This is a genomic window from Thermosynechococcus sp. TG215 (assembly GCF_031583455.1).
Classification (GTDB): Bacteria; Cyanobacteriota; Cyanobacteriia; order Thermosynechococcales; family Thermosynechococcaceae; genus Thermosynechococcus.
Window position 1 is genome coordinate 316,949 of the sequence record NZ_CP134178.1, and the last position, 26,686, is coordinate 343,634.

General features: G+C 53.8%; 27 protein-coding genes. 14 read left to right on the top strand and 13 right to left on the bottom strand.

Annotated features, from left to right (window positions below; genetic code table 11):
* Positions 1-28: 28 nt before the first annotated feature.
* The 3 genes from RHJ02_RS01420 to RHJ02_RS01430 all read right to left on the bottom strand — a co-directional run bounded on the left by RHJ02_RS01420 (position 29) and on the right by RHJ02_RS01430 (position 3,932).
* On the bottom strand, positions 29-955 hold the full coding sequence (locus RHJ02_RS01420) for an isoaspartyl peptidase/L-asparaginase (RefSeq protein ID WP_206200755.1): 927 nt from the start codon (positions 953-955) through the stop codon (positions 29-31).
* 76 nt (positions 956-1,031) lie between these two features.
* On the bottom strand, positions 1,032-2,183 hold the full coding sequence (locus RHJ02_RS01425) for a hypothetical protein (RefSeq protein WP_310800376.1): 1,152 nt from the start codon (positions 2,181-2,183) through the stop codon (positions 1,032-1,034).
* A gap of 249 nt (positions 2,184-2,432) precedes the next feature.
* The gene (locus RHJ02_RS01430) at positions 2,433-3,932 is read right to left on the bottom strand and encodes a cryptochrome/photolyase family protein (RefSeq protein WP_310800377.1); all 1,500 of its coding nucleotides are present in this window, start codon (positions 3,930-3,932) and stop codon (positions 2,433-2,435) included.
* A gap of 101 nt (positions 3,933-4,033) precedes the next feature.
* Between RHJ02_RS01430 and trpC the strand changes: the two genes are divergently transcribed.
* The gene (gene trpC / locus RHJ02_RS01435; protein ID WP_206200758.1) at positions 4,034-4,960 is read left to right on the top strand and encodes an indole-3-glycerol phosphate synthase TrpC; all 927 of its coding nucleotides are present in this window, start codon (positions 4,034-4,036) and stop codon (positions 4,958-4,960) included.
* Positions 4,961-4,971: 11 nt separating this feature from the next.
* Complete coding sequence (locus RHJ02_RS01440) at positions 4,972-5,685, top strand: HAD family phosphatase (RefSeq protein ID WP_310800378.1); 714 nt, start codon at positions 4,972-4,974, stop codon at positions 5,683-5,685.
* Here the strand turns inward: RHJ02_RS01440 and RHJ02_RS01445 are convergent.
* The 4 genes from RHJ02_RS01445 to RHJ02_RS01460 form a co-directional block, all read right to left on the bottom strand.
* Positions 5,682-7,082 (bottom strand): NAD(P)(+) transhydrogenase (Re/Si-specific) subunit beta, encoded by a 1,401-nt coding sequence (locus RHJ02_RS01445; protein WP_302677100.1) that lies wholly within the window; start codon positions 7,080-7,082, stop codon positions 5,682-5,684. The two genes, RHJ02_RS01440 and RHJ02_RS01445, sit on opposite strands and share 4 nt — an antisense overlap.
* A 5-nt stretch (positions 7,083-7,087) precedes the next feature.
* Positions 7,088-7,366, bottom strand: a complete 279-nt coding sequence (locus RHJ02_RS01450) for an NAD(P) transhydrogenase subunit alpha (RefSeq protein WP_206200761.1) — start codon at positions 7,364-7,366, stop codon at positions 7,088-7,090.
* Between the two features lie 24 nt (positions 7,367-7,390).
* Complete coding sequence (locus RHJ02_RS01455) at positions 7,391-8,545, bottom strand: Re/Si-specific NAD(P)(+) transhydrogenase subunit alpha (protein ID WP_206200762.1); 1,155 nt, start codon at positions 8,543-8,545, stop codon at positions 7,391-7,393.
* 317 nt (positions 8,546-8,862) lie between these two features.
* On the bottom strand, positions 8,863-9,228 hold the full coding sequence (locus RHJ02_RS01460) for a sulfotransferase family 2 domain-containing protein (RefSeq protein WP_310800379.1): 366 nt from the start codon (positions 9,226-9,228) through the stop codon (positions 8,863-8,865).
* Positions 9,229-9,313: 85 nt separating this feature from the next.
* Between RHJ02_RS01460 and RHJ02_RS01465 the strand changes: the two genes are divergently transcribed.
* Positions 9,314-9,745 (top strand): universal stress protein, encoded by a 432-nt coding sequence (locus RHJ02_RS01465; protein ID WP_206200764.1) that lies wholly within the window; start codon positions 9,314-9,316, stop codon positions 9,743-9,745.
* Between the two features lie 3 nt (positions 9,746-9,748).
* Complete coding sequence (locus tag RHJ02_RS01470; RefSeq protein ID WP_310743272.1) at positions 9,749-12,229, top strand: HAD-IC family P-type ATPase; 2,481 nt, start codon at positions 9,749-9,751, stop codon at positions 12,227-12,229.
* Here the strand turns inward: RHJ02_RS01470 and RHJ02_RS01475 are convergent.
* Together RHJ02_RS01475 and gpmI are read right to left on the bottom strand one after the other, a co-directional pair.
* Positions 12,226-14,037 carry an ABC transporter ATP-binding protein gene (locus RHJ02_RS01475; protein ID WP_310800380.1) on the bottom strand — a complete coding sequence of 604 codons (1,812 nt, stop codon included), beginning with the start codon at positions 14,035-14,037 and terminating at the stop codon, positions 12,226-12,228. The two genes, RHJ02_RS01470 and RHJ02_RS01475, sit on opposite strands and share 4 nt — an antisense overlap.
* Before the next feature lie 76 nt (positions 14,038-14,113).
* Positions 14,114-15,709: a 2,3-bisphosphoglycerate-independent phosphoglycerate mutase gene (gene gpmI, locus RHJ02_RS01480; RefSeq protein ID WP_310800381.1), complete on the bottom strand. Its 1,596-nt coding sequence runs from the start codon at positions 15,707-15,709 to the stop codon at positions 14,114-14,116.
* 282 nt (positions 15,710-15,991) lie between these two features.
* Here gpmI and chlP point away from each other — a divergent pair, with 282 nt between their 5' ends.
* Positions 15,992-17,200: a geranylgeranyl reductase gene (gene chlP / locus RHJ02_RS01485; RefSeq protein WP_206200768.1), complete on the top strand. Its 1,209-nt coding sequence runs from the start codon at positions 15,992-15,994 to the stop codon at positions 17,198-17,200.
* A gap of 25 nt (positions 17,201-17,225) precedes the next feature.
* Here the strand turns inward: chlP and RHJ02_RS01490 are convergent, their stop codons facing one another.
* From RHJ02_RS01490 to rpsD, 3 genes are read right to left on the bottom strand one after another with little or no spacing between them, the layout of a single operon-like run.
* Positions 17,226-17,495, bottom strand: a complete 270-nt coding sequence (locus RHJ02_RS01490; protein WP_302677106.1) for a YciI family protein — start codon at positions 17,493-17,495, stop codon at positions 17,226-17,228.
* A 9-nt stretch (positions 17,496-17,504) separates the two neighbouring features.
* Positions 17,505-18,599 (bottom strand): peptide chain release factor 1, encoded by a 1,095-nt coding sequence (gene prfA, locus RHJ02_RS01495; protein ID WP_206200770.1) that lies wholly within the window; start codon positions 18,597-18,599, stop codon positions 17,505-17,507.
* Between the two features lie 18 nt (positions 18,600-18,617).
* Complete coding sequence (rpsD, locus tag RHJ02_RS01500) at positions 18,618-19,226, bottom strand: 30S ribosomal protein S4 (RefSeq protein ID WP_181495092.1); 609 nt, start codon at positions 19,224-19,226, stop codon at positions 18,618-18,620.
* Between the two features lie 185 nt (positions 19,227-19,411).
* Between rpsD and RHJ02_RS01505 the strand changes: the two genes are divergently transcribed.
* The 9 genes from RHJ02_RS01505 (at position 19,412) to pgl (ending at position 25,581) form a co-directional block, all read left to right on the top strand.
* Entirely contained in the window at positions 19,412-19,588 is a 177-nt protein-coding gene (locus RHJ02_RS01505; protein WP_399379721.1) for a transposase family protein, read from the top strand.
* A 264-nt stretch (positions 19,589-19,852) separates the two neighbouring features.
* Positions 19,853-20,011, top strand: a complete 159-nt coding sequence (locus RHJ02_RS01510; protein ID WP_302677107.1) for a hypothetical protein — start codon at positions 19,853-19,855, stop codon at positions 20,009-20,011.
* A 29-nt stretch (positions 20,012-20,040) separates the two neighbouring features.
* A complete protein-coding gene (gene egtD / locus RHJ02_RS01515; protein ID WP_310800382.1) occupies positions 20,041-21,012 on the top strand; it encodes an L-histidine N(alpha)-methyltransferase in 972 nt (323 codons plus the stop codon).
* A 92-nt stretch (positions 21,013-21,104) separates the two neighbouring features.
* Entirely contained in the window at positions 21,105-21,701 is a 597-nt protein-coding gene (locus RHJ02_RS01520; protein WP_225901614.1) for an ATP-dependent Clp protease proteolytic subunit, read from the top strand.
* A 34-nt stretch (positions 21,702-21,735) separates the two neighbouring features.
* Positions 21,736-22,158, top strand: coding sequence for a hypothetical protein (locus tag RHJ02_RS01525; protein ID WP_206200774.1), 423 nt, complete (start codon positions 21,736-21,738; stop codon positions 22,156-22,158).
* 12 nt (positions 22,159-22,170) lie between these two features.
* Complete coding sequence (locus RHJ02_RS01530) at positions 22,171-22,644, top strand: Tic20 family protein (RefSeq protein WP_206200775.1); 474 nt, start codon at positions 22,171-22,173, stop codon at positions 22,642-22,644.
* A gap of 64 nt (positions 22,645-22,708) precedes the next feature.
* A complete protein-coding gene (locus tag RHJ02_RS01535) occupies positions 22,709-22,825 on the top strand; it encodes a photosystem II reaction center protein I (protein WP_011056917.1) in 117 nt (38 codons plus the stop codon).
* A gap of 68 nt (positions 22,826-22,893) precedes the next feature.
* Complete coding sequence (locus tag RHJ02_RS01540) at positions 22,894-24,843, top strand: DUF3769 domain-containing protein (RefSeq protein ID WP_310822143.1); 1,950 nt, start codon at positions 22,894-22,896, stop codon at positions 24,841-24,843.
* Positions 24,844-24,855: 12 nt separating this feature from the next.
* The gene (gene pgl / locus RHJ02_RS01545) at positions 24,856-25,581 is read left to right on the top strand and encodes a 6-phosphogluconolactonase (RefSeq protein ID WP_310800384.1); all 726 of its coding nucleotides are present in this window, start codon (positions 24,856-24,858) and stop codon (positions 25,579-25,581) included.
* Here pgl and mutY read toward each other — a convergent pair.
* Positions 25,578-26,684 carry an A/G-specific adenine glycosylase gene (gene mutY, locus RHJ02_RS01550; protein WP_302677112.1) on the bottom strand — a complete coding sequence of 369 codons (1,107 nt, stop codon included), beginning with the start codon at positions 26,682-26,684 and terminating at the stop codon, positions 25,578-25,580. The two genes, pgl and mutY, sit on opposite strands and share 4 nt — an antisense overlap.
* Positions 26,685-26,686: the final 2 nt, after the last annotated feature.

Sequence of the window (26,686 nt, forward strand, 5' to 3'; positions counted from 1 at the left end):
AATAAAAAAACTTGACAGCAAGGATAAATTATTTTTGGCCGCCCACCTGCAGGCCGGGGGGTAGGTCTAAGGTGTCACCAATGGTGATGCCATTCCAGTAGGCCGCCAGCAGGACATCACAGGTTTTGCCCCAGGCGATCGCCCCTTGATGGTCGAGGCCAATGGCGCCAAAATCCCGTTGCCGACTCGCGGCTTCCCGAAAGGATTTTTCAAAGGCCGCCTCAAGGGAAAGCCCATCGGTGACGCGCACCACAATCCGCGTGGCCAGCGCCTCATCCAGAATATCCTCACCAATGCCAGTACAACTGACTGCTGCTAAGCTGTTGGCATAGGTGCCGGCTGGCGTTGCGGAGTCACTGACCCGCCCAATACGCTCAAAGCCCTTGCCGCCAGTGGAAGTCCCCACGGCCAAGTGTCCCTGCTGATCTAAAACCACAACACCAATCGTGCCCCGCCTTGCCTCCTCAGCCACGACTCCGGCCATCGATGTTTGGAAATTGCCTTTGCGTTCCTCGAGCCACTCGTAGAGTCGCTGATCCGTGAGGGGTTGATACACAGGAAGCTGCAATTCACGAGCGAGCTCTGCTGCTCCCACATCGGACAGAATACGGTCAGGGCACTGTTGCAACCAATGCGCAAGGTCAATGGGATTTTTCACCCGTGAGACATTAATGACACCGCTGAGGCGCTGCCGCTGCCCATCCATGAGCGAGGCACTCATGCGAATTTGACCGTCGGATTGCAGCACAGACCCCGTGCCTGCATTAAAGCGCGGTTCATCCTCTAGGAGCCGACACCCCAAAACCACTGCCTCAATCGCCGTTGCCCCTTCTTTTAGGGTCTGAACCACTTGGCTGACAATGGTATGCAGGGATTGGCGGACGGAAATGAGACCGCCTTTGTCTTGGAGCGAGCTGCCGGCGCCGCCATGGAGAATCACAGTGGGTTGGGGCATCCTGAATAGGCGAGATAGAAATCAATAGACTAAATTCACGATACCCCGCGGCGAGGGTCTAAATCCACGGGCTGCCCTAAGCAACTGCTGCCGCTGGCATGGTCTCTGTCTGAGTCGTGGCTTCCTCAGTATCCAGTAGCGCTTGTAGTTCTTGGATGGCTTGTTGGGTATCCTCCACTTGACTGAGGAGCGATCGCGCGATTTTTTCCCCAGAGGCGGTGGACTCTACAACCTCGCGAATGTGATGGCGAAAATGATTGGCCATTTCCTCTACTTGTTGGTTGGCAAAGACCACTTGGTTGGCCAGTTTGTTAATTGCCTCACTGATAAAATCGAAACCAGCCATCTGCTGGCCACTGCGACTGGCAATCAGCCCCGCCTGCACCGCAAGGTGTTTCACCTGACGGGTAATCTCAGCAATTTGATGGGTGGCTTGGTCGATAATTTCCACGTCCTGTTTCAGCCGTTCGCTGAGGCGATAAACCTCCGCTGTGTGACGGCTAATTTGGTTAACCCCGGTGAAGGTTTGCTGAAAGGCTTTGCGCCCCCGCTGGGAAAGAACTTGGCTAATGGAGACGAACCGTTGATTGAGTTGGGCAATCCGCTCCGCTTGCTCACGCACAGAGCGCTCCTGCTGCTCTAGGGCTTCGTTCATCTGTTGGGTGCGGGTCAGCTCGCTTTCAAGGCGCTTGGCATAGTCTTGGTTCCGCTCTTTTTCCACCTTTAACTTCTCAAGGAGTTGCTGGGTGTGGAAGTGCTGCTGCTGAATGAAGAGATTTTTCTTGCTCAGCACTTGCGCTTGGGCAATCAGGATCAGCCGCATATCCACCAACACCAGTTGCTTGCCCTTACGCACGACCACGGGTTCGTAGACAAAGGCGGGGGGGCGACTCAAGGCCTGTTCCACGGCTTCTTCCACAGGAGTGCGTGCCATCAAAACAAGGGGCGGCACTTGGGGGGCGGCAATTTCTGGAATCAATTTGATCGGGCGCGGCAAGTAGAGATCGCGACCAAACTGCTTGCTCATGCGCTCAAAGAACTTGACCTTGGAGATCATGCCGATGACGCGATCGCCTGCCACCACTAGAACCCCCGGTAGCTCAGGGTGACGTTGAAATTCATCAGCCACTTCTTCAGAGATGGTTTCAGGGGAAACCTGATAGGAAAAATAGGGTAAGTCAGCCAACGTAGCGGCTGCCGACAGTTGGATATTGACTGTCTCATTCATTTGATTGTCCCCCAGAATGAATATTCGATTGTTTTAGCGTGAAGACTGTACTCTGCTTTACCTCACTTAAATTATCTCGACTTAAGAGTAGGAGGAAATTATTTTTTGGTTATCTTTTGGTTAAGTTCGATTCCCACTAGATTTCAAAATACCCGAATTTTTCGTTTATTCCAGATTCACTGACTTCGGATTAAATTTAAGACGTATGGCAAATGAATGTTATGTAGAATACACTTTTTATTTTCGAGGCTATGAATTTTCAGCATACCACTGCTGCACCTGCTGTTGAATGGCTGCCGTTTCTGTGGCACTCAGTTTATCCAAATTTTTGAGGATAATGCTCATGCGTCCTTGGCGACTCAAGATTTTGCGGTGCCGGGCTAGAAAGTGCCAATAAAAAAAGTTAAAGGGACAGGCGCGATCGCCCACTCGTTGCTTGGGATCATAGGCGCACCCTTGGCAATAATTACTCATGCGCTGAATGTAGTTAGCAGACGCCGCATAGGGCTTGGAGGCCAAGCGTCCGCCATCGGCAAATAAGCCCATTCCCAAAACATTGGTTTGCATCACCCAGTCGTAGGCATCAATAAACACGCTGTGGAACCAGTTTTCCACTTCTTGCGGAGACAAGCCAGTAATCAGGGCAAAGTTGGCGAGGATCATCAGCCGTTGAATGTGGTGGGCATAGCCTGTGCGCTCAATTTGCTGCAGAACGTGGCGCAGACAGTTCATGGTGGTGCGATCGCTCTGCCAAAAGAACGTCGGTAAGGGGTGAGTGTGCTGAAAGAAATTATGCTGGCAGTAGTCAGCACCAAGGTAGTGATAGAGACCATACATATACTCACGCCAGCCGAGAATTTGGCGAATAAAGCCCTCCACACTGTTGAGGGGCAGCGGCCGTTCCCTATAGGCGGCTAAGACAGCATCGATCACTTCTTGGGGGTGCAATAGCCCTAGGTTCAAATAGGGCGAAAGGAGGCTGTGCCATAGGGTCTCTTCTCCTGCCACCATGGCATCTTGGTAGGGGCCAAACTGGGGCAAGCGGTATTCAATAAAGTTTTCCAAGACCTGCAGCGCTTGGGCGCGGGTGACTCCCCAGTCAAAGGGTTCGATGTGGCCGTAGGTGTCAAAGTTGCCTTGGCGCACTGTCTCAATGACTTCTTGGCTGATCTGATCGGGAGAAAAGCGCAGCGGTGGTGGCGGTTTGAGGCGAGTAGGCGGCGGTTGGCGATTTTCGGCATCGTAGTTCCACTTGCCACCCACGGGGGATTTGCCGTCCATGAGAATTTGAAACCGTTGGCGACCGGCGCGGTAGAAATACTCCAAGACCAGCGTTTTGCGACCCTTCGCCCAGTCCTGAAATTCTGCTTCTGACCAGAGAAAGTGATTGTTGGGCAAGAACTTAATGGTACAGGGGAGATCGAGGGTAGCGATCAGATCCCGAAAGGGGCGATCGCTGGGTGCCATAATCCGTAGTTCGTGGATATGGTGAGCTTCAATCCACTGTCGCAAGGGGGTAGCAAAGTCGGGGGCGATCGCATAGGTCACCGGCCAACCGGCTGCCTCGAGTTCTTGGGCAAAGTGGCGCATGGCCGACCACACCAGCACGAGTTTTTGGGCATGGTAGCGGCGTTGTTGCACCCATTGGCGGGACTCAATGAGGATGGCGGGCACAGGGGTTGGACAGCTTTGCAGGGCTGATTGCCCTTGCCACAGTTGATCGCCTAAAACCCAAACGCCAATGGCCATCTGAACTCAGATTGTAAATAAGGACTAAGGGAGAATGGTTTAGTACAGCCAATGTGATTTATCTTAGTGTTCAACTGTTGCAACTCCATACGACACTCATCATGCAAATTCGCCGGCGTCCCCCTAATCCCGCTGTAACCGTTCGCAACCTCCACTACCAAGTACCGGTGGCCGATGAGGCTCCCCGCAATATCCTTGAGAAAATCGTTTGGCACAAGGAACAGGAGGTAGAGCAACTGCGGGAAGTGCTCCCCCTGCCGGACTTGCAACGTCAGGTACTCGATGCACCACCCGTACGCTCCTTTTTCGCCGCGCTGCAAAACCCTGTCACCCAGCCAGCACTGATTGCCGAGGTCAAGAAGGCCTCTCCCAGTAAAGGGGTGATTCGCCCCAACTTTGACCCGGTGGCGATCGCCCAAGCCTATGTTGCCGCTGGCGCGACTTGCCTTTCCGTCCTAACGGACAGTGAGTTTTTCCAAGGCAGTTTTGAGTACCTGGCTCAAATTCGCCAAGTGGTGGACGTGCCACTGCTGTGCAAGGACTTTATCATTTACCCCTACCAAATGTTCTTAGCGCGGTTGCGGGGCGCTGATGCGGTTCTCTTAATCGCTGCCATTCTCTCGGATCGCGATCTGCGTTATTTCCTGCGCATTGCCCATGGCTTGGGGCTAACCGCATTAGTGGAGGTGCACAGCGCCGAGGAGATGGAACGGGTACTTGAGCTGGAGGACGTACAGTTGGTGGGCATCAACAATCGCAATTTGACGGATTTTAGTGTTGATCTAGCCACCACTGAACAGCTTTTGGCCACCTATGGGGCGCAACTGCGCGATCGCGACATCCTCGTGGTCAGTGAATCGGGCATTCATCAGCGCGCTGATGTTGAGCGGGTGACCCAAGCGGGAGCCAAGGCGATTTTGGTGGGAGAATCCCTCATGCGACCCCCAGCAGAGATGGCGCACCTCAGCGCTGCGGAGCAACTCCAAGCACGGATTCAGCAGTTATTCCCAGAGTTGGCACACAAGTAGCGCAGTTAACTATGCCCCTGAAGGCAGTCTTATTGGATTTCAATGGGGTGATCCTTGATGATGAGGCGATCCATGCCGCCCTCATTGATGAGATTCTGCTGCAAGAGAACTTGCGACCCCAGCGGGGGGAATACGATCTCTTTTGCTTGGGACGCAGCGATCGCGCCTGTTTGGATAATCTCCTCAGTCGCCGCGGCCGGGTAGTGACGCCGGCCTATCTCGACAAACTGGTGGCACAAAAGGCAGCTGCCTACCGCGCACGCCTAGCCAATATGGAGCCTTTTCCCTTCTTTGCGGGGGCGATCGCCCTGCTGGCGAAACTCCATGCTGCGCAATTGAAAATTGCCATTGTCACCGGTGCCCTGCAATCCGATGTGGACTTGGCTCTTGAGCGGGGAAACTTGACTGGCATTGTGGACTGCATTATCAGTGCCGAAAGCGTAGAACGCGGTAAACCCTATCCCGACCCCTATCTCCGTGCCATTGCAGCCTTGCAAGCCCTAGGGGGCGATCTCACAGCCGCTGATTGTCTGGCGATCGAGGACACCTTGGTGGGGGTGCAATCCGCCCGTGAAGCTGGTGTCAAAGTCTTGGGGGTCGCGCACACCTATCCCTTTCACATGCTCCAGCGTCGTTGTCAGTGGGTGCTCGATCGCCTTGATCAGTTTGACCTAGCAGAAATTGCCCCTGTTTTTGACCGTCGCGTGGCTAGGGCAACTGCCTAAAGGTGTTTGACCTCAGCAATGAGTTGATTGAGCACTTCCTTGGCATTGCCAAACAGCATCAGCGTTCTGTCCTTGTAGAACAACTCATTGTCAATACCGGCAAAGCCCGGATTGAGACTGCGCTTGATCACAATCGTGTGTCGTGCCCGATCCACATCGAGAATGGGCATCCCATAGACAGGGCTACCGGGGTTCGTGCGCGCGGCTGGATTCACGACATCATTGGCACCAATGACCAGTGCCACATCCACATGCTCAAACTCTGGATTAATGTCCTCCATGTCCTTGAGTTGGGGGTAGGGGACATTGGCTTCGGCAAGCAGCACATTCATGTGACCGGGCATGCGACCTGCCACCGGGTGGATCGCGTATTTGACATCCACACCCAGCCGCTCCAGTTGATCTGCCAGTTCTTTGACACTGTGCTGCGCTTGGGCAACCGCCATCCCATAGCCGGGAACAATGACCACAGATTTGGCATAACCCAGCATCATCGCACTTTCTTCGGGGTCAATGGTGCGCACTGACTTCGCGGTGGCATGAACACTACCCTCAGCACTGCCTGTGGTCGAGCTACCAAAGCCACTAAAGAGCACATTGGCCAAGGAGCGATTCATGGCCTTGCACATAATTTGGGTCAGAATCAGCCCCGCAGCTCCCACCAAGGCACCCGCGATAATCAGCATACTGTTGCCAACGATGAAGCCCGCAGCACTGGCAGCCAAGCCCGAAAGGGAGTTCAAAAGGGAAATCACAACCGGCATATCAGCACCGCCAATGGGCAGGACAAAGAGCACCCCCAAAATGCTGGCGATCGCCACTAGGCCCCAGAAAATCGGCATCTGACTTGGATGCAACCACACCCAGCCACTGGCCACCCAGAAAGCCACCAGCAAGCCGAGGTGAATCGCCTGCTGCATCGGGAAAATGATCGGGGTTCCCGAAATCAATCCCTGAAGCTTACCAAAAGCCACAAGGCTACCAGTAAGGGTGACACCCCCAATCAGCACCCCCAAAAGAATGGTGATCAGCGTACTGGGGGTCAGCGGTTCACCCAACGCAACGATGCGGCAAAATTCCCCAATGCCCACCAAGGCAGAGGCCGCCCCTCCTAAGCCATTGAGTAACCCCACCATCTGGGGCATGGCCGTCATTTCCACTTTGTAGGCAGCGATCGCGCCAATGACACTGCCGAGGCCAATGGCCGCTAGGATGCCCGTATAGCTAATAATCTGGCGATCGAGGAGCGTGACCACAATCGCAATCAACATCCCCAAGGCGGCAAGGCGATTTCCTTGACGGGCCGTGGCCGGAGACCCCAGTTTTTTCAAACCGAGGATAAAGAGCGCCGCAGCACCCAGATAGCTCAATTCTTCAATGCGTGTTAGCCAATCCATGGTTCCTACCGCTTAAACATCTGCAACATGCGATCCGTGACCAAAAAACCGCCCACCACATTAATCGTGGCGAGCACTGTCGCAATAAATCCCAAGACCACCGTTAAAGTGGTGTGCCCACTCCCCGCCATCAGTAGGGCACCAATTACGGCAATCCCCGAAATGGCATTGGAACCAGACATCAAGGGGGTATGCAGGGTGGGGGGAACTTTGTTAATCACCTCAAAGCCAATGAAACTGGCCAAGACAAAAATCATCAGACCGACAAGAATGGGATCTGTCATAGAACGAATCCTCTAGGGACATCTCTAAACCGTTGTTGCCAAGGTTTGGGCAGGATGCAGCAGTTGCAGTACCCGTGGGTTGCGAACCTGCCCTTCATGGGTGACACAGGCGGCATCCACAATGTCATCGCCAAAGTTCAAGACCAATTCCCCTTGGGGGGTGAGGTACTTCAGAAGGGTCGAAATGTTTTTGGCATACATTTGACTGGCATGCACCGCCATTGTCGAGGGCAGATTAATTGGGCCAATAATGGTGACCCGCTGATGACAAATAGAGCGCCCCGGTTCTGTGCAGGCACAGTTGCCCCCCTGCTCAGCGGCTAAATCCACAATCACCGAACCCGGTTTCATGCTGGCCACCATCCGTTCTGTCACCAAAAGAGGGGCAGGCTTGCCCGGAATTTGAGCAGTGGTAATGACCACATCGGCACTGTGGACATGGGCAGCGATCGCCTCTTGGGTTTTGTGCTTCGCCGCCTCAGAAACCTCTTTGGCATAGCCGCCGGCAGCAACCGTATCCTCCTCAAGGTTAACTTCGACAAATTTGGCACCGAGGCTTTGTACTTCCTCCTTGACCGCTGGGCGAATATCAAAGGCTTCAACCACGGCTCCCAAACGCCGCGCGGTGGCGATCGCCTGCAAGCCAGCCACCCCTGCCCCAATCACAAACACCTTGGCGGGGGGAATCGTACCCGCTGCCGTCGTCAACATCGGGAAAAAGCGCGGCAAATTAGCAGCGGCCAATAACACCGCCGCATAGCCTGCCACCGCTGCTTGGGAAGACAGGGCATCCATACTCTGGGCACGACTCGTGCGGGGAATGCACTCGAGGGCAAAGGCAGTAATCTGCCGCTCTGCCAAGTGTTGCATCTGCCATGGATTGCCCAAGGGATTGAGAAAACTAATTAAGGTGGTGCCGGGTCGAATCCACTCCACCTCGCGATCGCGCAGCGGCGCCACCTTGAGCAGCACATCCACACCGCCCCAGACCTCTTCAATGGAGTAACCAATTTCCGCACCTGCTGCACGGTAGTCATCATCGCTGAAGTGAGCCATATCCCCTGCACCGGACTCCACACAGAGGTGATACCCCTGCTGCACCAGCTTGGCAACGACTTCGGGAATCAGGGCAACCCGTTGTTCACCCACTTCGCGTTCCTTAACGACCCCAACTTTCATAGGCACTCTTGGATAGGGTTTGCAGTCTTGACAGAACAATTCCTTGGTGTACTCATCCGGGCATTTTTATAACCGCCCGACACCGTCACAACACATTCACCTGCTGTCCTGTACTGATCCTCACGCTACTGCGATCCCCTAACGAATGCGAGGAAATGTCAGCATTTCATGGGGATTCTCCACAAGTCTTATGATCCCCAGTAACGTTTGTAACAAATGTTGACATTATCATTGAGTACTTTTACTTAATTTCCCCTTGTCATCCTTTTGTATGCTCAAAGGAGCTATACCTCATTTGGGGTTGCCGATGGAATTTCCTAGTAATAGCGACTAATTGCCTTATCAAAGGGATTACGTTCAAAGCAAAACTTAAAGTAGTTATGCCAAATGTCGGGATTAATCGCGTTGTTAACTTCGGCAGCCGTGAAGTGATTATTACACTTGCGCTTAGGCCCCTGATAAAAGAGAGCGAGCCAGTCTGACAACCGATAGTCAACCAAGGGAGCACAAAAATTGCGAGGCTCTGGATAACCCAATTGGCGACGGATGCACTCATCCTGCCAGCGAATCGGTGTGATGACATCCTGACTACCACAAAACTGGGAGAGGGCAATTTCAATACTGGTGCCAGCAGTTTTACGAGTTTTCAGGAAAATAAACCGATAGGTGTGGTTAATAATCATTGCGAATAGCTATCCAGAAGGGCAGTTTGACCGCTACTTGCGCTCTTGTGGCAGACTAGGAGATTGCAAGTACAGAGTCACAGGCATGTTCAAAACAATTTTAGTGGCCCTCGATACCAGTGAGTTATCGGCACGGGTGATGGCAGCGGTGGCACAGTTAAATCTTGACCCAGATGCCCAAGTGATTCTCAGTCATGTGATTTCACCGGTGGAGTCGGGGTTTGGGGTCAGTGCCGATCGCCCCTCGTTGCATCCGCAAATGGGCACCTACCGCAGTATTGAGCAGCATTTACAACAGTTCCAAAGCCACCTCCCCTGTGACTCGGAAATTGAAATTGTTACCGGTGACCCCGTCGAGGAAATTTTACGCTTGGCCAATATCTATGGGGCAGACCTGATTGTGCTGGGGAGTCGCGGCCTCACGGGGGTTGAGCGGGTTGTGCAAGGCTCAGTAAGTGGCGCCGTTGTGGCGGATGCCCCCTGTTCGGTGTTTGTGGTTAAATCAGCGGAAACTTAGGGTATGACAGCACCATTGACGGGTCTGACAGCGGCGGAAGTGGCGGAGCGGCAAGCCAGAGGTCGCATTAACCGTCAAGCGAGTGAAAGCAATCGCACCTATGGCGACATTTTGCGGGAAAACCTCTTCACGTTTATCAATGGGGTTTTTGCTTTTATTAGCGTCATTTTGCTCTTTTTAGGTCGTCCGGGAGATGTGGCCGCCATCATCGTGGTGGTGTTTCTCAATGCCATCATTAGCATCCTGCAAGAAATTCGCGCCAAACGGCAGTTGGATGAAATTAGCCTCCTCACCCGTCCCCGTGTCAAGGTGCTGCGCGATCGCCAAGAGGCCATTATTGATCCGGCAGAAGTCGTAGAAGGGGATATTCTCCTTTTGGAGCCGGGGGATCAAATCGTTGCCGATGGCACTGTCGTTGGTGATGGACAGATCCAAGTGGATGAGTCCTTGCTCACAGGGGAGTCGGATCTCATCTCCAAGCAAGCGGGCGATCGCCTGTACTCTGGGAGCTTTTGTGTGCGCGGCGCCGCTGCCTATGTCGCCGAACAGGTGGGGGAAGCCAGTACCGCCCATCAACTAACTGCTGCCGCCAAAACTTACCACCACAAACTGACCCCCCTGCAACGGGAAATTAACCTGATTATTCGCGTCATCCTTGCCCTTGCCATTTTCCTGTGGCTATTGGTGTTGCTTTCGCTGTTGGTACGCCTGACCACCCTACAAATGAGTGTGCAAACGGCGGCAGTGGTGGCGGGTCTTGTCCCCGTGGGCTTGTATCTCACCATTACCCTGACCTATGCCTTGGGGGCATTGCGCATCTCCCGTGCCAATGTCTTGGTGCAGCAGGTGAATGCCATTGAGTCCCTCAGTGGCGTCGATATTCTCTGCCTTGATAAAACAGGAACCCTTACAGCCAATGCCCTTGAACTCCATAGCTGGTACGCCCTCACCGAGACACAGGAAAAGACAAAAGCGGCTCTCGCCACGTTTACCGCCAGTGTTAGTGCTCCGAACCGCACCCTTGTTGCCCTCACAGAGGCCTTTGAGGGAACTCCCCAACCCCTACGCCTTGAGATTCCCTTTTCCTCGGTCTATAAGTGGAGTGCCGCAGCGTGGCAGGACTCGGAAACGTTTATCTTGGGGGCACCGGATGTTCTCTTTACAACCGATGATCTTCCTTCTGGTACGACTGAGTTGCTGCGGCGCGGACGGCAGCAGGGATTGCGAGTGCTTCTTTTTGCCCGTAGTCGCAGTGATCCGCAATGGGATGAGCGGCAGGAGACTGCCCTCTTGCCCCCAGACCTAGAACCCTTAGCAGTGATTTGGGTGGGCGATCGCCTGCGACCCCAATCCCGTGAGGTTCTAGAACGCTTTCAGCAAGCCGGAATTCAAATCAAAATTATCTCCGGCGACCACGCGGAAACCGTTGTTGCCCTTGCGAAACAAGTGGGTCTCGATGATGGGGCGATCGCCATCTCCGGCGCAGACTTGGCCGCCATGGATGATCCCAGCTTTGATCAAATGGCCGAGAAAGCCACGGTCTTTGGTCGCATTACCCCCGAGCAAAAGGCGAAACTCGTGACTCGACTACGCGCCCTTGGGCATCAGGTGGCCATGATTGGCGATGGTGTCAATGATGTGCTGTCCCTGAAGCAGGCCAACGTGGGAATTGCTATGGAAAGTGGCAGTGCCATTACCCGGAATGTGGCTGATATTGTATTGCTTGCGGATTCCTTTGCCGCCTTACCAGCCGCCTTTCGGGAAGGACAGCGCATCTACAACGGCATTCAAGATGTCACGAAGCTCTTTCTGGTGCGGGTGTTTAGCTTTAGTTTGCTTTGTCTAGTCACTGTCATGGCAGGGCGCGCCTTTCCGCTGTTGATTAAGCACAATAGCCTGCTCACCCTGTGGGGAGTGGGTCTGCCGACCTTGGCGGTGGCTTTTTGGGCAGTGCCGGGGCCGCGTCCCCATCGATCGCTGATTCGTTCATTGTTGCACTTTGTCATCCCCGCCACCCTAAGCCTCGCACTGTTGGCCATTTTCATGTACTTGGGGGTGTTAGCACGGGAACTGACGCCCCTTGTGGAATTGCTCCAAGGACGCTTTGATCCAACGCTGTTGAATGGCCGCGAGGTGCTCTTAGAACTGGGGCAGAGTGTGGCGATCGCCCGCACGGCCTTGGTGACGACCCTGATGCTGGCCTCCCTTTGTTTAGTCCTGTTTCTCAAACCTCCCCATCCCACATGGGTTGGCGGTTCGCCTTTAGTGGGCAACTGGCGTTATGTTGCTGTGGTTTTAGCTCTGCTGGCTGCCTTCCTGATCATCAGCTTCTCGCCGACCCTACGGGCAGTGGCCGAGTTGGAACCCCTGTCGTGGTCACTATGGGCATTGATTGTGCTGATTGTCTTGCTATGGGTGGTGGTCTTGCGGGCTTTTTGGCGCTATCGGCTTTTGGATCGCTTCCTTGGTGTCGATCTCAGTTAGGCATGGGGGGCGCGATCGCGCTGAATCGAGTAGAGATGGGCATACACCCCCCCTTGGGCGAGGAGTGTCTCATGGTCTCCCTGCTCACGGATTGTCCCTTGATCCAAAACCACAATTTGATTGGCATCCCGAACCGTACTGAGACGGTGGGCAATCACAATCATTGTGCGAGTACCCGTAATGGAGCGCAGGGCCAGTTGAATTTCCCGCTCCGATTCATAATCCAGACTTGAGGTCGCTTCATCAAAAATCAACACATCGGGATCTGCTAAGAGGGCACGGGCAATCCCTAACCGCTGCCGCTGTCCCCCCGAAAGCCGCAAGCCCCGTTCACCGACAATTGTGCGATAGCCCAAGGGCAACTGCTGCACAAATTCATCCACCCGCGCAATGGCACAGGCCTCATAGACGGCGTCGGCACTGACCTCAGGATTGGCATAGGTGAGGTTATCCCAGAGGGTGCCATTAAAGACATCCACCTCTTGGTGGACAATGGCCAAACGGCGGCGATAGGCGCGGACATCGAGGGTTTGAATATCTTGGCCATCAATGAGAATCTGCCCCTGATCCGGCTGGAAGTAGCGAAAGAGCAGCTTGATCAAGGTAGATTTCCCGGAACCCGATCGCCCCACCAAGGCCACCGTTTGGCAGGGTTCAATCAGTAAGTTAATATCCCGCAGAATGGGACGCCCTGGCGTGTAGCTAAACCAAACGTGCTGAAAATCCACTTTGCCCGAAAACTTCAGGCTAGGAATCTCCTGTTGCTCCAGATCAATGGCATCGCGACCGGGGGGCAATTCCATAAATTCATGGAAGCGCAAAATGGAGGCATAGCGGCGCGCAAACACCTCCGACACCTGCGAGAGGGGGGTAATTTCGGCATAGGCCATACTGGCAAGGGTGTAAATCGTAATAAAGTGGCCAATCGAGACCCGGCCGGCGATCGTGGCTGCTAGGGAAAACCCCAACAAACTGAAAAGACAGAACTGGACTACGGTTCCCTGCCAAGTAATCAGGTGCATATAGCCGCGATGGATGCGGTCAATGACCATCTTGAACTCGCGATCGAGACGCTGCTGTTGACGAGCAAGCTCACGGGCTTCCGTGGCAAAGGCCTTGACGGTTTTGATATTGGTAATGATTTCTGAGGTGCGGCTTTCTGTGCTTTCGATGTGGCTGTCGAGAATTTCTTCCTTTTGAATGATCCGTCGCAGGGTGCGCAGGGTCAGCACCAAGATCACTGTAAAGGAGAGCAACAGTCCAAGGGCGATCGGCCAATCAAGCCACCAGACAATCACGCCAATCCCCAGCACCCGTACCAGTTTGGGAATCAGTTGACCGGCAATTTCGGGATAGCTCCACGTATGGTTGGAAATCCCTTTGCTAACACGATTGGCAATGCGACCCGGGTTGTTTTCCTCAAAGAATTCTAGGGGCAGCGTCAGAATTTTCTCGACGGCTTTGCGAGTGTGGTCGCGGCGGGCAGCCAAGGCAATCCACCAGTGGAACCATACCCCCAGCCACGGTTGAATTGGGGCACGCACCACAGTGGCCAAAAAGACAATACTGCCGAGAACGGTGAGATTGACGCCAAAGGCATTGTTCCAGCCCGTCCATGTTTGCAGCGTATGGGCGATCGCCACCACTGGCGGATCGAGGGGTTGTTGCGAGAGCAGGTTGAGAATTTGACCAATGGCATAGGGCACGAGCAAATCCACCAGTTCGCAGAGACTAGCTGCGGTCATACTGGCGATCGCCATCCCCCGATAGGCGCGATAGTAACCCAGAATGGAGCGAAACGTGGCCATAAAAACAGGACAAGCACTGTTCCTATTTTAAGATTTCTTAAAATTTTCTGCCGTCGCTCTTGGGTTGAGAATGCCCTTAGACCTTCACAGAGACTGGGGTGCGATTGAGGCGCGTTTCATAGGGGGCACTGGCAATCAGCGATCGCCCGGTCATCTCAGGGGGTTGAGGCAGCCCCAAAATTTCCAGAATTGTTGGCGCAATATCCGCCAGACACCCATCCTCTCGCAGGCTCACATCTGTAGCATGGCCGGGGATTTTGCGTTTCTCCCCTTCCACCAAGATGAAGGGAACGGGGTTAGTGGTGTGAGCCGTCCAAGGGTTACCGTCCTCGTCAATCATGTACTCAGCGTTGCCATGATCAGCGGTAATCAGCAGCGTGCCCCCCACCTTTGTTGTTGCTTCCACCAATACGCCTACACAGCGATCCACGGTTTCAATGGCTTGAATTGTTGCCACTAATTGCCCCGTGTGCCCCACCATATCGGGGTTAGCAAAGTTCACCACAATTAGGGCATATTCCTGTTTCTCAATGGCCTCCTTAACCGCTTCTGTGACGGCAAGGGCAGACATGGCTGGCGCTTGATCGTAGGTGGCCACCATTGGACTGGGGATGAGAATGCGATCTTCGCCGGGGAAGGGTTCCTCAAGGCCGCCATTGAAGAAATAGGTGACGTGGGCATATTTTTCTGTTTCCGCTGCCCGCAATTGCTTCAGGCCATGCTCGGCAATCACTTCCCCAAGGATATGATTGAGGTTTTGGGGCGGGAAGGCGACACCACAGTTAAAGTTGGCATCGTATTGGGTGAAGGTCACGTATTCCAAGGGCGTAATTAGCGTCCGCTCAAAGCCACTAAAGTCAGGGTCAATAAAGGCTTGGGTGAGCTGGCGGGCGCGATCGGGACGGAAATTAAAGAACACCACGCCATCGCCGGGTTCAACGGCTCCTTCAGCAATGCGCGTGGGGACAATAAATTCATCGCCAATATCTTGGGCATAGGACTTACTGGCGACATCCACCGCCCGCAGGGGTTGAATATTTTCATTGCTGGTCATGACGCGGTAGGCCGCCTCGGTACGATCCCAACGGCGATCGCGATCCATGGCATAGTAGCGACCACTCACCGTCACAATTCGTCCGCAGCCAATGGTTTTCAGGCGTTGCTCCAATTCCTCAAGGACACCTGCGGCATCGCGGGGGGGTGTATCGCGACCATCGGTAATGGCATGGATACAAGCGGGCAAGTTCTGGCGCTTGGCCAGTTCCACCAAGCCGTAGAGGTGATCAATGTGGGAATGCACCCCGCCTGCAGAACACAGACCGATAAAATGGAGCTTGCCGTTGCGTTCCCTCACCGTTTGGCAGAGCTTCACAAGGACGGGATTGCTAAAGAGGCTACCATCTTCAACGGCATCGGAAATGCGCACCAACTCTTGGGGCACAATGCGCCCAGCACCGATATTTAAATGCCCCACCTCGGAGTTACCCATTTGACCTTTGGGGAGTCCCACCGCCTTCCCAGAGGTGTAAATCAATGTGTGGGGGTAGGCTTGCCACAAACTGTCCATAACAGGCGTATTGGCGCTAGCGATCGCATTACCGTAGGTCTCTTCGCGATAGCCCCAGCCATCCAAAATCATCAAAACAACGGGCGCAACAGGAGACGATGCCATGTGAATGCCCTACCTTAAACTTCTCTGGGAAATGGTGTAAATTGTACAACCTCGCAAATGATACCATTCTCCACCGCGAGAGACAAATTGGGTAGCTTCTGCTACAGTCCGCACGCTGGATCAATTCTGAATCCATAGATAGATCTATCCTAACGGATCAACGATGGCCAAATGTTGAAAACTGTTACAGATGCGGCTTTTCGGGATTAAATCCTTGAAGACAAAAAATTGCCGTGATAGTATCCAAACTGTTGTTTGTTAGCCAAAATTGGGAGTCGTCCGTTGTCACTTCGGGTAGCAGTGGTCGGTGGTGGTCCAGCGGGTTCCTCAGCCGCCGAAACCTTAGCCAAAGCCGGAATCCAGACCTATCTCTTTGAACGTAAATTAGACAATGCCAAGCCCTGTGGCGGTGCGATCCCCCTGTGCATGGTCAGTGAATTTGACTTGCCGCCGGAAATCATTGACCGCCGCGTGCGCAAAATGAAGATGATTTCCCCCTCCAATATCGAGGTGAACATTGGCCATACCCTCAAAGACCACGAGTATATCGGTATGTGTCGCCGCGAAGTCCTCGATAGCTTTATGCGCAATCGGGCGGCGGATTTGGGCGCCAACTTGATCAATGGCACCGTCTTTAAGCTGGAGCAGCCCGCCACCAGCGATCAGCCCTACACCCTCCACTATGTCCAAGAGGATGGCACAGCTCAGACCCTTGAAGTGGATGTGGTGATTGGTGCCGATGGGGCAAATTCCCGCATTGCCAAGGAAATTGATGCCGGCGATTACAACTACGCCATTGCCTATCAGGAGCGCATCCGCCTGCCTGAGGACAAAATGACCTACTACAACGAGTTGGCAGAAATGTACGTGGGGGATGACGTGTCCCCAGACTTCTATGCATGGGTTTTCCCGAAATATGACCATGTGGCCGTGGGCACCGGCACCATGAAGATTAACAAAGATCGCATTCGGGAGTTGCAAGCGGGAATCCGCGCCCGTGCTGCTGCCAAACTGGAAGGGGGGCAAATTATTAAAGTGGAGGCTCACCCCATTCCTGAGCATCCGCGGCCGCGACGGGTGGTCGGTCGCGTGGCTTTGGTGGGAGATGCAGCCGGTACGGTCACCAAGTCTTCTGGGGAAGGCATTTACTTTGCCGCCAAGTCAGCCCGCATGTGCGCTGAAACCATTGTCGAGACCTCCAACAGCGGTCGCCGTATCCCCACCGAAGCAGATCTCAAGCTCTACCTGAAGCGCTGGGACAAAGCCTACGGCATGACGTACCTAGTGTTAGATCTGCTGCAACGGGTCTTTTATCGCTCCGATGCCACCCGTGAGGCTTTTGTGGAGATGTGTAGCGATATTGATGTACAGAAGCTCACCTTCGATAGCTACCTCTACAAGACGGTGGTGCCGGCTAATCCCTTAGTGCAGTTGAAAATTACGGCAAAAACGATTGGTAGCCTGATGCGGGGCAATGCCCTTGCGCCCTAAGTGAGTTGCGGATCCGCCCTCGCCCCTAGAGGGCTTGGATCCACTCATGAATGCTGTACTCTATCCACACCTGATGCTGCCAGTAGGGGTCGTTTTCAATCAATTGGCGCACGGTCTCTTCGCTATCCGCCGCGTAAATGGCAAAAAAGTAGCGCAGGTCTTTCGTAGGACCAATGGTGATGAGCACCCCTTGGGCTTTTTGAGCCGCAAGGCCGTCGAGGTGTGCTTGGCGATGGGGGGCACGCCGTTCGAGGACATCCTCACAGTAGCGTCCCCAAGCCACAAATTTGGTCATTTGATCCTCCTAGGCTTGTTCGGCAGCCAGTTGTGCCAGTTGTTCCTGCTGATCACGGCTGATGCAGGCTTGAATAATGGGTTCTAGATCCCCTTCTAGGACACTGCTGAGGCTAAAGTTCTGTCCCAAGCGGTGGTCGGTGACGCGATCGTCTTTGTAGTTGTAGGTGCGAATTTTTTCGGAGCGATCGCCCGTACCCACTTGGGAGCGACGCATTGAGGTAATGGCTTCCTGCTGTTCCCGCAGCTTCATTTCGTAGAGTTTTGCCCGTAGGATTTGGAACGCGCGCTCCTTGTTTTTCAGTTGGCTACGCTCTTCGGTGCAGAAGATGCGAATACCCGTCGGCTTGTGGAAGAGGTCAACGGCTGTTTCTACTTTGTTGACGTTTTGGCCACCAGCACCTCCGGATCGCGCTGTGGTGAGTTCAATATCCTTGGGATCAATTTCTACTTCCACTTCATCCACTTCGGGCATTACCGCCACGGTGGCCGTAGAGGTGTGAACTCGCCCCCCCGCTTCGGTGACAGGCACCCGCTGCACGCGATGGACACCGGATTCAAACTTCAGCTTGCTATAGACGCGATCGCCTTTGATTTCGAGGATGGCTTCCTTGAAGCCCCCCATTTCTGCAAGGGATTCACTGACTAAGCTCACCTGCCAGCCTTGGCTTTTGGCGTAGCGGGAGTACATTCGCACTAAATCCCCTGCCCAAATTCCCGCTTCATCGCCCCCAGCACCCGCTCGAATTTCGAGCATGATGTTTTTATCATCATTGGGGTCACGGGGCAGCAGCAGAATTTTTAGGCGTTCCTCCAGTTCGGTAATGCGGCGGCTGAGATCCGCGACTTCTTCTTCAGCCATCTGGCGTAGCTCGGGTTCATTGACTGCTTCTTTAAGCAGTTGGCGGGCATCCACCAGTTGCTGATTGAGGGACTGCCATTCGTGATAGGCGTTCACCGTCTCCTCTAGGGCAGCACGGGAGCGAGCCACCTTCTGAAATTCGGTTGGGTTGACCGCCACATCGGGATCCGCCAAGCGACGGGTAAGTTCTGTAAAGGTTTGCTCGACAGTGCGAAGTTTTTCCAGAAGATAGGCTTCTGCCATAGGAAGGGCGGCGATACTCTAGACTTTGCGGGAGTAGTACTCAACCACGAGGAGTTCATTGACTTGGAGAGCAACCCATTGCCGTTCGACAATACCAGTGACTCTGCCGGTGAGGGTGCTTTTATCCAGTTCCAAGTGGCTGGGAAGATTGGCAAGACCGGGATTTTGAAGGTTGGTTTCCACCAAGCGGCGCGATCGCTCATTATCGCGGACGGTAATCACGTCCCCCGGACGGCACTGATAGCTGGGAATAGATACACTGCGGCCATTGACCAGAATATGGCCATGATTCACCAGTTGGCGGGCTGCTGGAATCGTTGGTGCCATCCCAAGGCGGAAAACAGTGTTATCCAGCCGCATTTCCAACAACTGTAGAAGGGTTTGCCCCGTGGAACCACTGACCCGACGGGCTTTGCGCACATAGCGTACAAGTTGCCGCTCCGAGACCCCGTAGTTGAAGCGCAGTTTTTGCTTTTCGTCAAGGCGCAGGGCATATTCCGAACGCTTTTTGCGGGCTTGGCCGTGTTGACCGGGGGGATAGCTCCGCTTGGGGGCTTTGCGGGTGAGACCAGCCAGTTCACCCAGACGACGGACAATTCTCAAACGAGGGCCACGATATCGAGCCATGCAACTATACCCAACCTACAGTGATGATGGTGTCCAACCAAAAATGTGCAAAAAATACACTGATTTGCCGAGGGCAACTTAATCAGCTTGCCTAGTATATCAAGGGGATGGGCGCGATCGCAACCCTAGGACGAGGATTTCTAGGGCAAACGCATAGTAGAAAAGTAAGCCAATCGTTTGTGGGAATGCCACCATGCCAACCCTCTGCCCGTCTGCTCGACCACGTCAAAACCCTAGAAGACCCCCGCGCAGAACACTTGCTAGAGCATCAACTCCTTGACATCATTGGTCTGACCATCTGTGCCGTCCTCTGTGGTGCAGAGGTGTGGGTGGCGATTGAGGACTGCATGACTGGACTGTAGTGTACGAAGTGTACGATAAAGACTTAATCTCGTCCCCATCGTAGCTGGCTTTCGCGTCGCGGTGGCGAATCGATAAGTGCGGGGAGTCCATGTAGCTCACCTTTTAGGTAGAGCGCGGGACTGATAGCTCCCTGAACCCCTCATTAAGTTAGAGCAACAGGTGTAACCCAATCTCTTCGATGGAACTGATCCAAGCTGCCCTGCCGGCCTTTTTGCGGGGAGCACTAAATACACTCATTTACTATTGTCAGTGTGATTGCCGGCGTGGACTTAACCTCAGTGATGCGGGTGTGGGTGATTCGCAACAGTAGCCAGCCATTTCCTCTGTATGCGCTGGCCTTAATTCTCTACCTGCTAATGAGTTTGCCGATCGCGTGGTGGGGACGGCGTTTGGAGCAGCGGCTAAAGGCTAAAATATCTTAAGGTCTGCACATTCTGGAGCCGCTTTCCCTGTGAGCGATCGCCTGCACCTGACCCACTTACCCAGTCTCGCCACAGAACGGGACGGCCAAGATGTTATCCGAGGTCTGACTCAGCAACCCAAGTCTCTTCCCTCCTACTACTTCTACGATGCTGCGGGATCACGCCTCTTTGAGCAAATCTGTGAGCTGCCGGAATACTACCCCACCCGTACAGAATTGGGCATTTTAGAGACCGCCGCCGGGGCGATCGCCCAACTCACGGGCGGCTGTGAACTCGTGGAACTGGGCAGTGGCAGCGATCGCAAGATTCGCCTTCTCCTATCGGCCTATGCCCACATACAACCTCGGCTGTACTATCGTCCCATTGATGTCAGTGGCTCAATCCTCAAAACCAGTGCCATGGCTCTTCTTGCCGACTATCCGCAGCTCAGTATTCATGGTCTTGTCGGTACCTATCAAGTGGGATTAGAGCACCTACCGCCCCCCTTGGCACCTCGGCGCTTGCTCTGCTTTCTCGGTAGCACCATTGGCAACCTCTCCCCCAGCGAATGCCAGACCCTTTTTCAACAGATTCATCGGGTTCTTAGGGACGGGGACTATTTCCTGCTGGGCGTGGATCTGATCAAAGACACGAGTATTTTGCTCCCTGCTTACAACGATGCCCAAGGGGTGACGGCTGCCTTTAACCGCAATCTCCTCCATCACCTCAACTGGCGCTTTCAAGGAAATTTTCAGCCCGCAGCCTTTGCCCATCGCGCCATCTATAACCCGATTGCCCAGCAAATTGAAATGTATCTCGATTCACAGCAGCGGCAAACCGTTACCTTGGCTGCCCTTGATTTTCAGTGCACTTTTACTGTGGGTGAACCGATTCTCACCGAAATTTCCCGCAAGTTTGATCTTGCTGCCCTCAAGGCGGCATTAACGGCTGCTGGATTTCGATGGATCAAGGCCTTTACCGACCCTCAGCAGTGGTTTGCCCTCTGCCTCTGCCAGGTTTAGAGCGAAGGCCTTTGGAATAGGTTAGAATCAGGGAGAAAAGCCGCCTTCATGGCTCAGGTTGCGGCATTGATAGCTCAGCGTGGAAGGATTCTATGCCCATCGGAGTACCCAAAGTCCCCTACCGGATGCCCGGTGAACCCTACACCCAGTGGATTGACATCTACAACCGTCTCTATCGCGAGCGGATTATTTTCCTTGGTAAAGAAGTCGATGATGAGATTGCCAACCAAATTGTGGCGGTGATGCTCTACCTTGACTCCGAAGATCCGGGCAAAGACATCATGCTCTACATCAACTCCCCCGGTGGCTCCGTCACCGCTGGCATGGCAATCTATGACACGATGCAACATATTAAATCCGATGTCGTCACCATTTGTGTGGGTCTGGCTGCCTCGATGGGGTCTTTCCTCCTTGCAGCCGGTACCAAAGGCAAACGGTTGGCATTACCCCACTCCCGCATCATGATTCACCAGCCCTCTGGTGGTACCCGTGGCCAAGCAACGGATATTGAGATCGAAGCTCGCGAAATTTTACGGGTACGGCGACAACTCAATGAGCTATACGCCCACCATACCGGCCAGCCCCTCGAAAAAATTGAGCGGGATATGGATCGTGACTTCTTCATGTCCGCCGAAGAGGCAAAAAACTACGGCTTGATTGATCGGGTGATTGAGGAGCGTCACAGCTAGTTTGCTGGCACATTGGCTGAGAGTTCAAATGAACATGAGGTTGAACATGTTGCAATTGCTCAAGTCGGCTATCGGCATTCCCCTTGTGATAGGTGGCATCCTTGTCCTAGGAGTAGGTCAACCAGCGCGTGCCCAAGGCGCCAGCCCGTTGCCTCCGGAAATGATGAAGACCATGGTTGAGCAGCTGAGTGATTCCTTGGCAAAATATGTGTCACGGGCAAGTTGTACAGATATCGCCCAGTTGCTCAAAATGCTACCCACCAATGGTACTAACCCAGCTCCCGATTCCGGTTCCATCATCGGTGCTGCTATCCTGTCAGTCAGAAATAATCCGGAGCTGCAAGGGATCATTGTCTCGCGAGTGGGGCCACCGCTGGTCAGTAAAGTTGTGGAATGCAACATGATTTCGGCGGATCTACTGCTGAAGGCCATGAGTCAATCCCCCTCCAACCCCTAAAAGGAGCAACCCATGACTTGGCGTGCCACAACCACTGCGTTAGATCGTATCTTTGCCAGCTTAGCGTATCTGCTGCCGCTCTTCTACGTCATGCCCTTTGGTGGCTTTTTGTTTGATTTGTTTCCACCACTGCAAGCACTGGTGTTAGTGGTTTTACCGGTAGCCTTGATCTACTCCATTCCCTTTGCTGGCCTAATTGTTTTTATGCTGTTGTACCTGCTGGTGGTGCGCAACAGTCGTATCAGCCTTTTTATTCGCTATAACACGATGCAGGCACTGTTGATGGGGATTGTGCTGTTTATTGTCCAACTACTGGTACAACTGCTGATCCGCGTTGCTAGTTTTGACCTGCTGATTAAAGTGCTCTTCAACTTTGTCTTTATTGCCACGGTGATTGGCGTCGTCTATGCGGTGGTGCAGTCTGTACGCGGCATCTATGCCGAAATTCCCACGCTGTCGGATGCCACAAAAAGCCAAGTGTTTTAGGGGATGCGAGGGAGTCCCTCATCCCGTATGATCAGAAGGTGACGCTACGAAAAACGACAACATCATGGAAACACTCAAAATTACCGTTTATATCGTTGTGACCTTCTTTGTCCTGCTCTTTGTTTTCGGGTTCCTTTCGGGTGACCCAGCTCGTAACCCCAAGCGTAAGGATCTCGAGTAATCCTCGCCAAAGGGGGTGGGCATCGGGTAACGTAACTAGGCAGTGGTCGTGAGGAAGTTTGGCCGTTGTTGTTTTTACCCCTTTTTGCTAGTCTGCCCCCCCCTGCACAACCCGCAGAAATGACTGAGGTCAGCGGCGCACCACAAGCGGAGCTACTTGGAACAACGGTAGCTCCTGATCTTAGCAGTACAACGCCGATCAGCCCTAGGCCAACACCGGATTTTACAGCCCCCCTCCGTCTTGGGGAGGCCAATGCTGAAACGCCCGTTGTCCGTGATCAACCCTTGGAGGTGACGGCCGATCGCCAAGAGTTCGATCTGATGCGGCGCTTGTTTAATGCCATTGGCAATGTTTTCCTCCGCTTCAAGGAAGCTGAACTCACCGCTGATCGCATTCAAACCGATATTGACGCCCAAATTCTGGTGGCGGAAGGTAATGTGACGATTACGCGCGGCGATCAAGTCTTGCAGGGCGATCGCTTGGAATATAACCTCAGACTCGATCAAGGCTCTCTCACCAATGCTCGCGGCGTCGTCAATACCGCTAGGGTGGATCAAGACCTGAGCCTGACCCGCTCTCCTAGCCCCCCACCCCTTAGCCCTCTCCCCGGTCTTGACGAACAGGGCACAGATCTCCAAGCAGAAGTGACAGAAACCTTTGATCGGTTGCGCTTTGAGGCCGATCGCCTAGAGTTTGATGGCCGCCGCTGGTTGGCGACAAACCTGCGAATCACGAATGATCCCTTTAGTCCGCCAGAGCTGGAGGCACGGGCTCAGGAAGCCACCGCCGAACCCCTCAGTGCCGATGAAACCCTGCTCAAGGTACGACGGGGTCGTGTGGTCTTTGATCAGCGGGTGGCCTTACCCATTGTGCTGCGGCGGTTTGTTGTAGGTCGTCCCTACGAAATTCTCCCCTTTGAGTTTGGCTATGATGAACAAGATCGCGGCGGCGTATTTCTCGCCTATCGGTACAGAGCAATCAATACCCCCAATACCCAAATCACCTTCCTGCCATCCATCTATTTAGAACGGATCATCAACAATGACTTTGATGTTTTTGATGCTAAAAGCTACGGGGCGGCGATCGAGCTAGGCCATCGGTTCACGCCGCAGACTCGTGTGCGCGGTTACGGCTTCTTGAATACGCTCAACCCTAACGACTGGCCGAGTACGTCACGCGCAGGGGTAGACTTGTTCCACAATTTTGATGCCCGCAATCTCCTAACGGTTTCTGCCCTTTATCGCCAACGGGTTTTTAATCGTTCCCTTGGGGAGCAGGAAATTACCAGTAGCTTTGGCGGCATGTTCAGTGGTACAGGTATTCCCTTAACTCAGGGCCTAACACTCAGTTATCTTCTGGGAGGTCAATACGTCACGGCAGCCAGTGATGATCCCTCCTTACCCCCTAAGCCAAGCCTAGGTCGTCTTCAAGCTGCCGCAAGTCTTAACTGGGTGATGCCCATTTGGCGGGGCACTCCCTTACCGCCGACGCGAACCCAAGGCCTGCGCTATAGCCCCCGTCCTGTACAACCCTTCTTGCAGTTCTATAGTCAGGTAGGCGGTGTAGCGAACTACTATACCAATGGCAGTACCCAACCCGCGTTAGTTGCAGGGGCAGGGTTTCGGGGTCAAGTGGGTCATTTTTCTCGTCATTGGTTTGACTACACCAGTTTTGATGTGGGATTTACACAGACATTGAGTGAGCCATCCTCGCCCTTTCTCTTTGATCGGATTACTGACTTTAGTGTGCTCAACGTGGGATTGTTGCAGCAGATTTACGGTCCGCTGCGAGCGGGTACCCAAATGCAAATTAATGTGGACACAGGGAGAGTTTTTGATACAAACATTATTGTTGAATATAGCCGTCGCACCTATGGGGTGGTGTTTCGCTATAACCTCGATCGCCAGTTGGCGACGATTCTTTTGCGCATTAATGGGTTTAACTGGCGCGGCAATGCTGATCCCTTTTCCAGTCCCGGACTGGGTACGGCGACCGATGGTGTGATTCGCTCCAATTAGGATGATGCTTCTATGCCAACACCCAATGTACGTGTTTTTCCAGATTTGGCTGCCCTGACGGCGGCGGCAAAGCAGTTTGTTCTTGAGCAGGCCACTGGGGCGATCGCCCAACGGGGGCAATTTATGCTTGCCCTTGCCGGCGGCAACACGCCTAAACCGTTGTATGAAAGCCTTGTTTGTGCGGATACTCCTTGGTCACGGTGGCACATTTTCTGGGGTGATGAACGCTATGTTCCCCTCGATCATGCCGACAGCAATGCGGGGATGGCCTTTCAGGCGTGGCTCAATCATGTACCGATTCCCAAAAATCAGATTCACCCAATGCCAACGGCGGATGCGGATCCGCAGACCGCTGCCGATCGCTATGAGCAAATCCTGCGCCAAACCTTTGGCATCCGTGAAGGAGAAGTTCCCAGCTTTGATCTGATTTTGCTCGGTATGGGACCCGATGGCCATACGGCCTCCCTGTTTCCCCACACAGCAGCCCTGACGGTGGGCGATCGCCTGATTACCGTGGGCAACAAGGATGGCCAGCCCCGCCTCACCTTCACGGTGCCCCTGATTAACCATGCCCGTCAAATTCTCTTTCTTGTGACAGGTGCCAATAAACAAACTGCCCTACGTCATATTTTCTCTGGGACGACTGATCCCCATCTCTATCCGGCACGGCTGATTACTGGCAATGCCCTTTGGTTTTTGGATGCGGCGGCGGCTGAGGGTGTCGTTGCAAACACCTAGGCTGTGGGTCTGCCCCGTTCGTGAATGGCCTGAATAATTGCAGTATTGGCTTTCGGAAAGGGAAACTGCTCCAATTCCTCAGGGGTCACCCAACGGATGGCATCGCACCCCAAGGGCTGAGGACTTCCTGAAAGATGCTGGCAGTAATAGACATGGAGCGTCACCCGAAAATGGGTGTAGGCATGATCAATGTCAATCAAATGCTCACCAACACTAATCTCAATGCCCAATTCCTCACGAATTTCCCGCTGAATACACTCCTGAACCGTCTCATTGGGTTCAATTTTGCCCCCCGGAAACTCCCATAGTCCCCCCAATAGACCTGTTGGTGGCCGCCGATCAATGAGAATCTGACCTGCCGCATTCCAAATCACCGCGACACCAATCTTTTTATGGGGTAAGGGGGAACGGTTCATTTTGCGAGGAATCTCATGGGTTAACTGCTGTTGGTAAGCGACGCAATGGTGTTGCCAAGGACAAGCATGACACAGGGGTTGGTGGGGTGTACAGATCGTTGCCCCCAGATCCATCAGGGCTTGATTAAAATCGCGGGGGGCTTGGGGACACAGCAGTTGCGCCGACCACTGCCAGAGTTGGGCTTCCGCTTGCTTGGGGGGGATCGTGAGTCCATAGAGACGGGCAAGCACCCGTTTGACATTGCCATCGAGAATCGGCTGGGGCTGATTAAAGGCAGCACTGAGGATCGCACCTGCGGTACTGCGACCAATTCCCGGTAATGCCACCACGGCCTCGTAGGTGCAGGGAAATTGCCCCCCATGATCGGCCATGATCTGTTGAGCCGCGCGGTGCAAATGGCGTGCCCGTGCATAGTAGCCCAATCCCTGCCACAGTTTCAAGACGGTTTCCAAATCGGCAATCGCTAAGTCGGCGATCGCGGGAAAGGTGGCTAGCCAACGCTGGTAGTAGGGAATCACCGTGGCCACTTGGGTTTGCTGGAGCATGATTTCTGAGACCCAGATGGCATAGGGATCGCGCGTGTGCCGCCAAGGTAAATCCCGCCCCTGCTGCTGATACCACTGTAAAAGTGCAAAACGAAGGGCAGGTAGTGTATACCCGCCCCCACTGTCCTGTACCGTTGGCATGG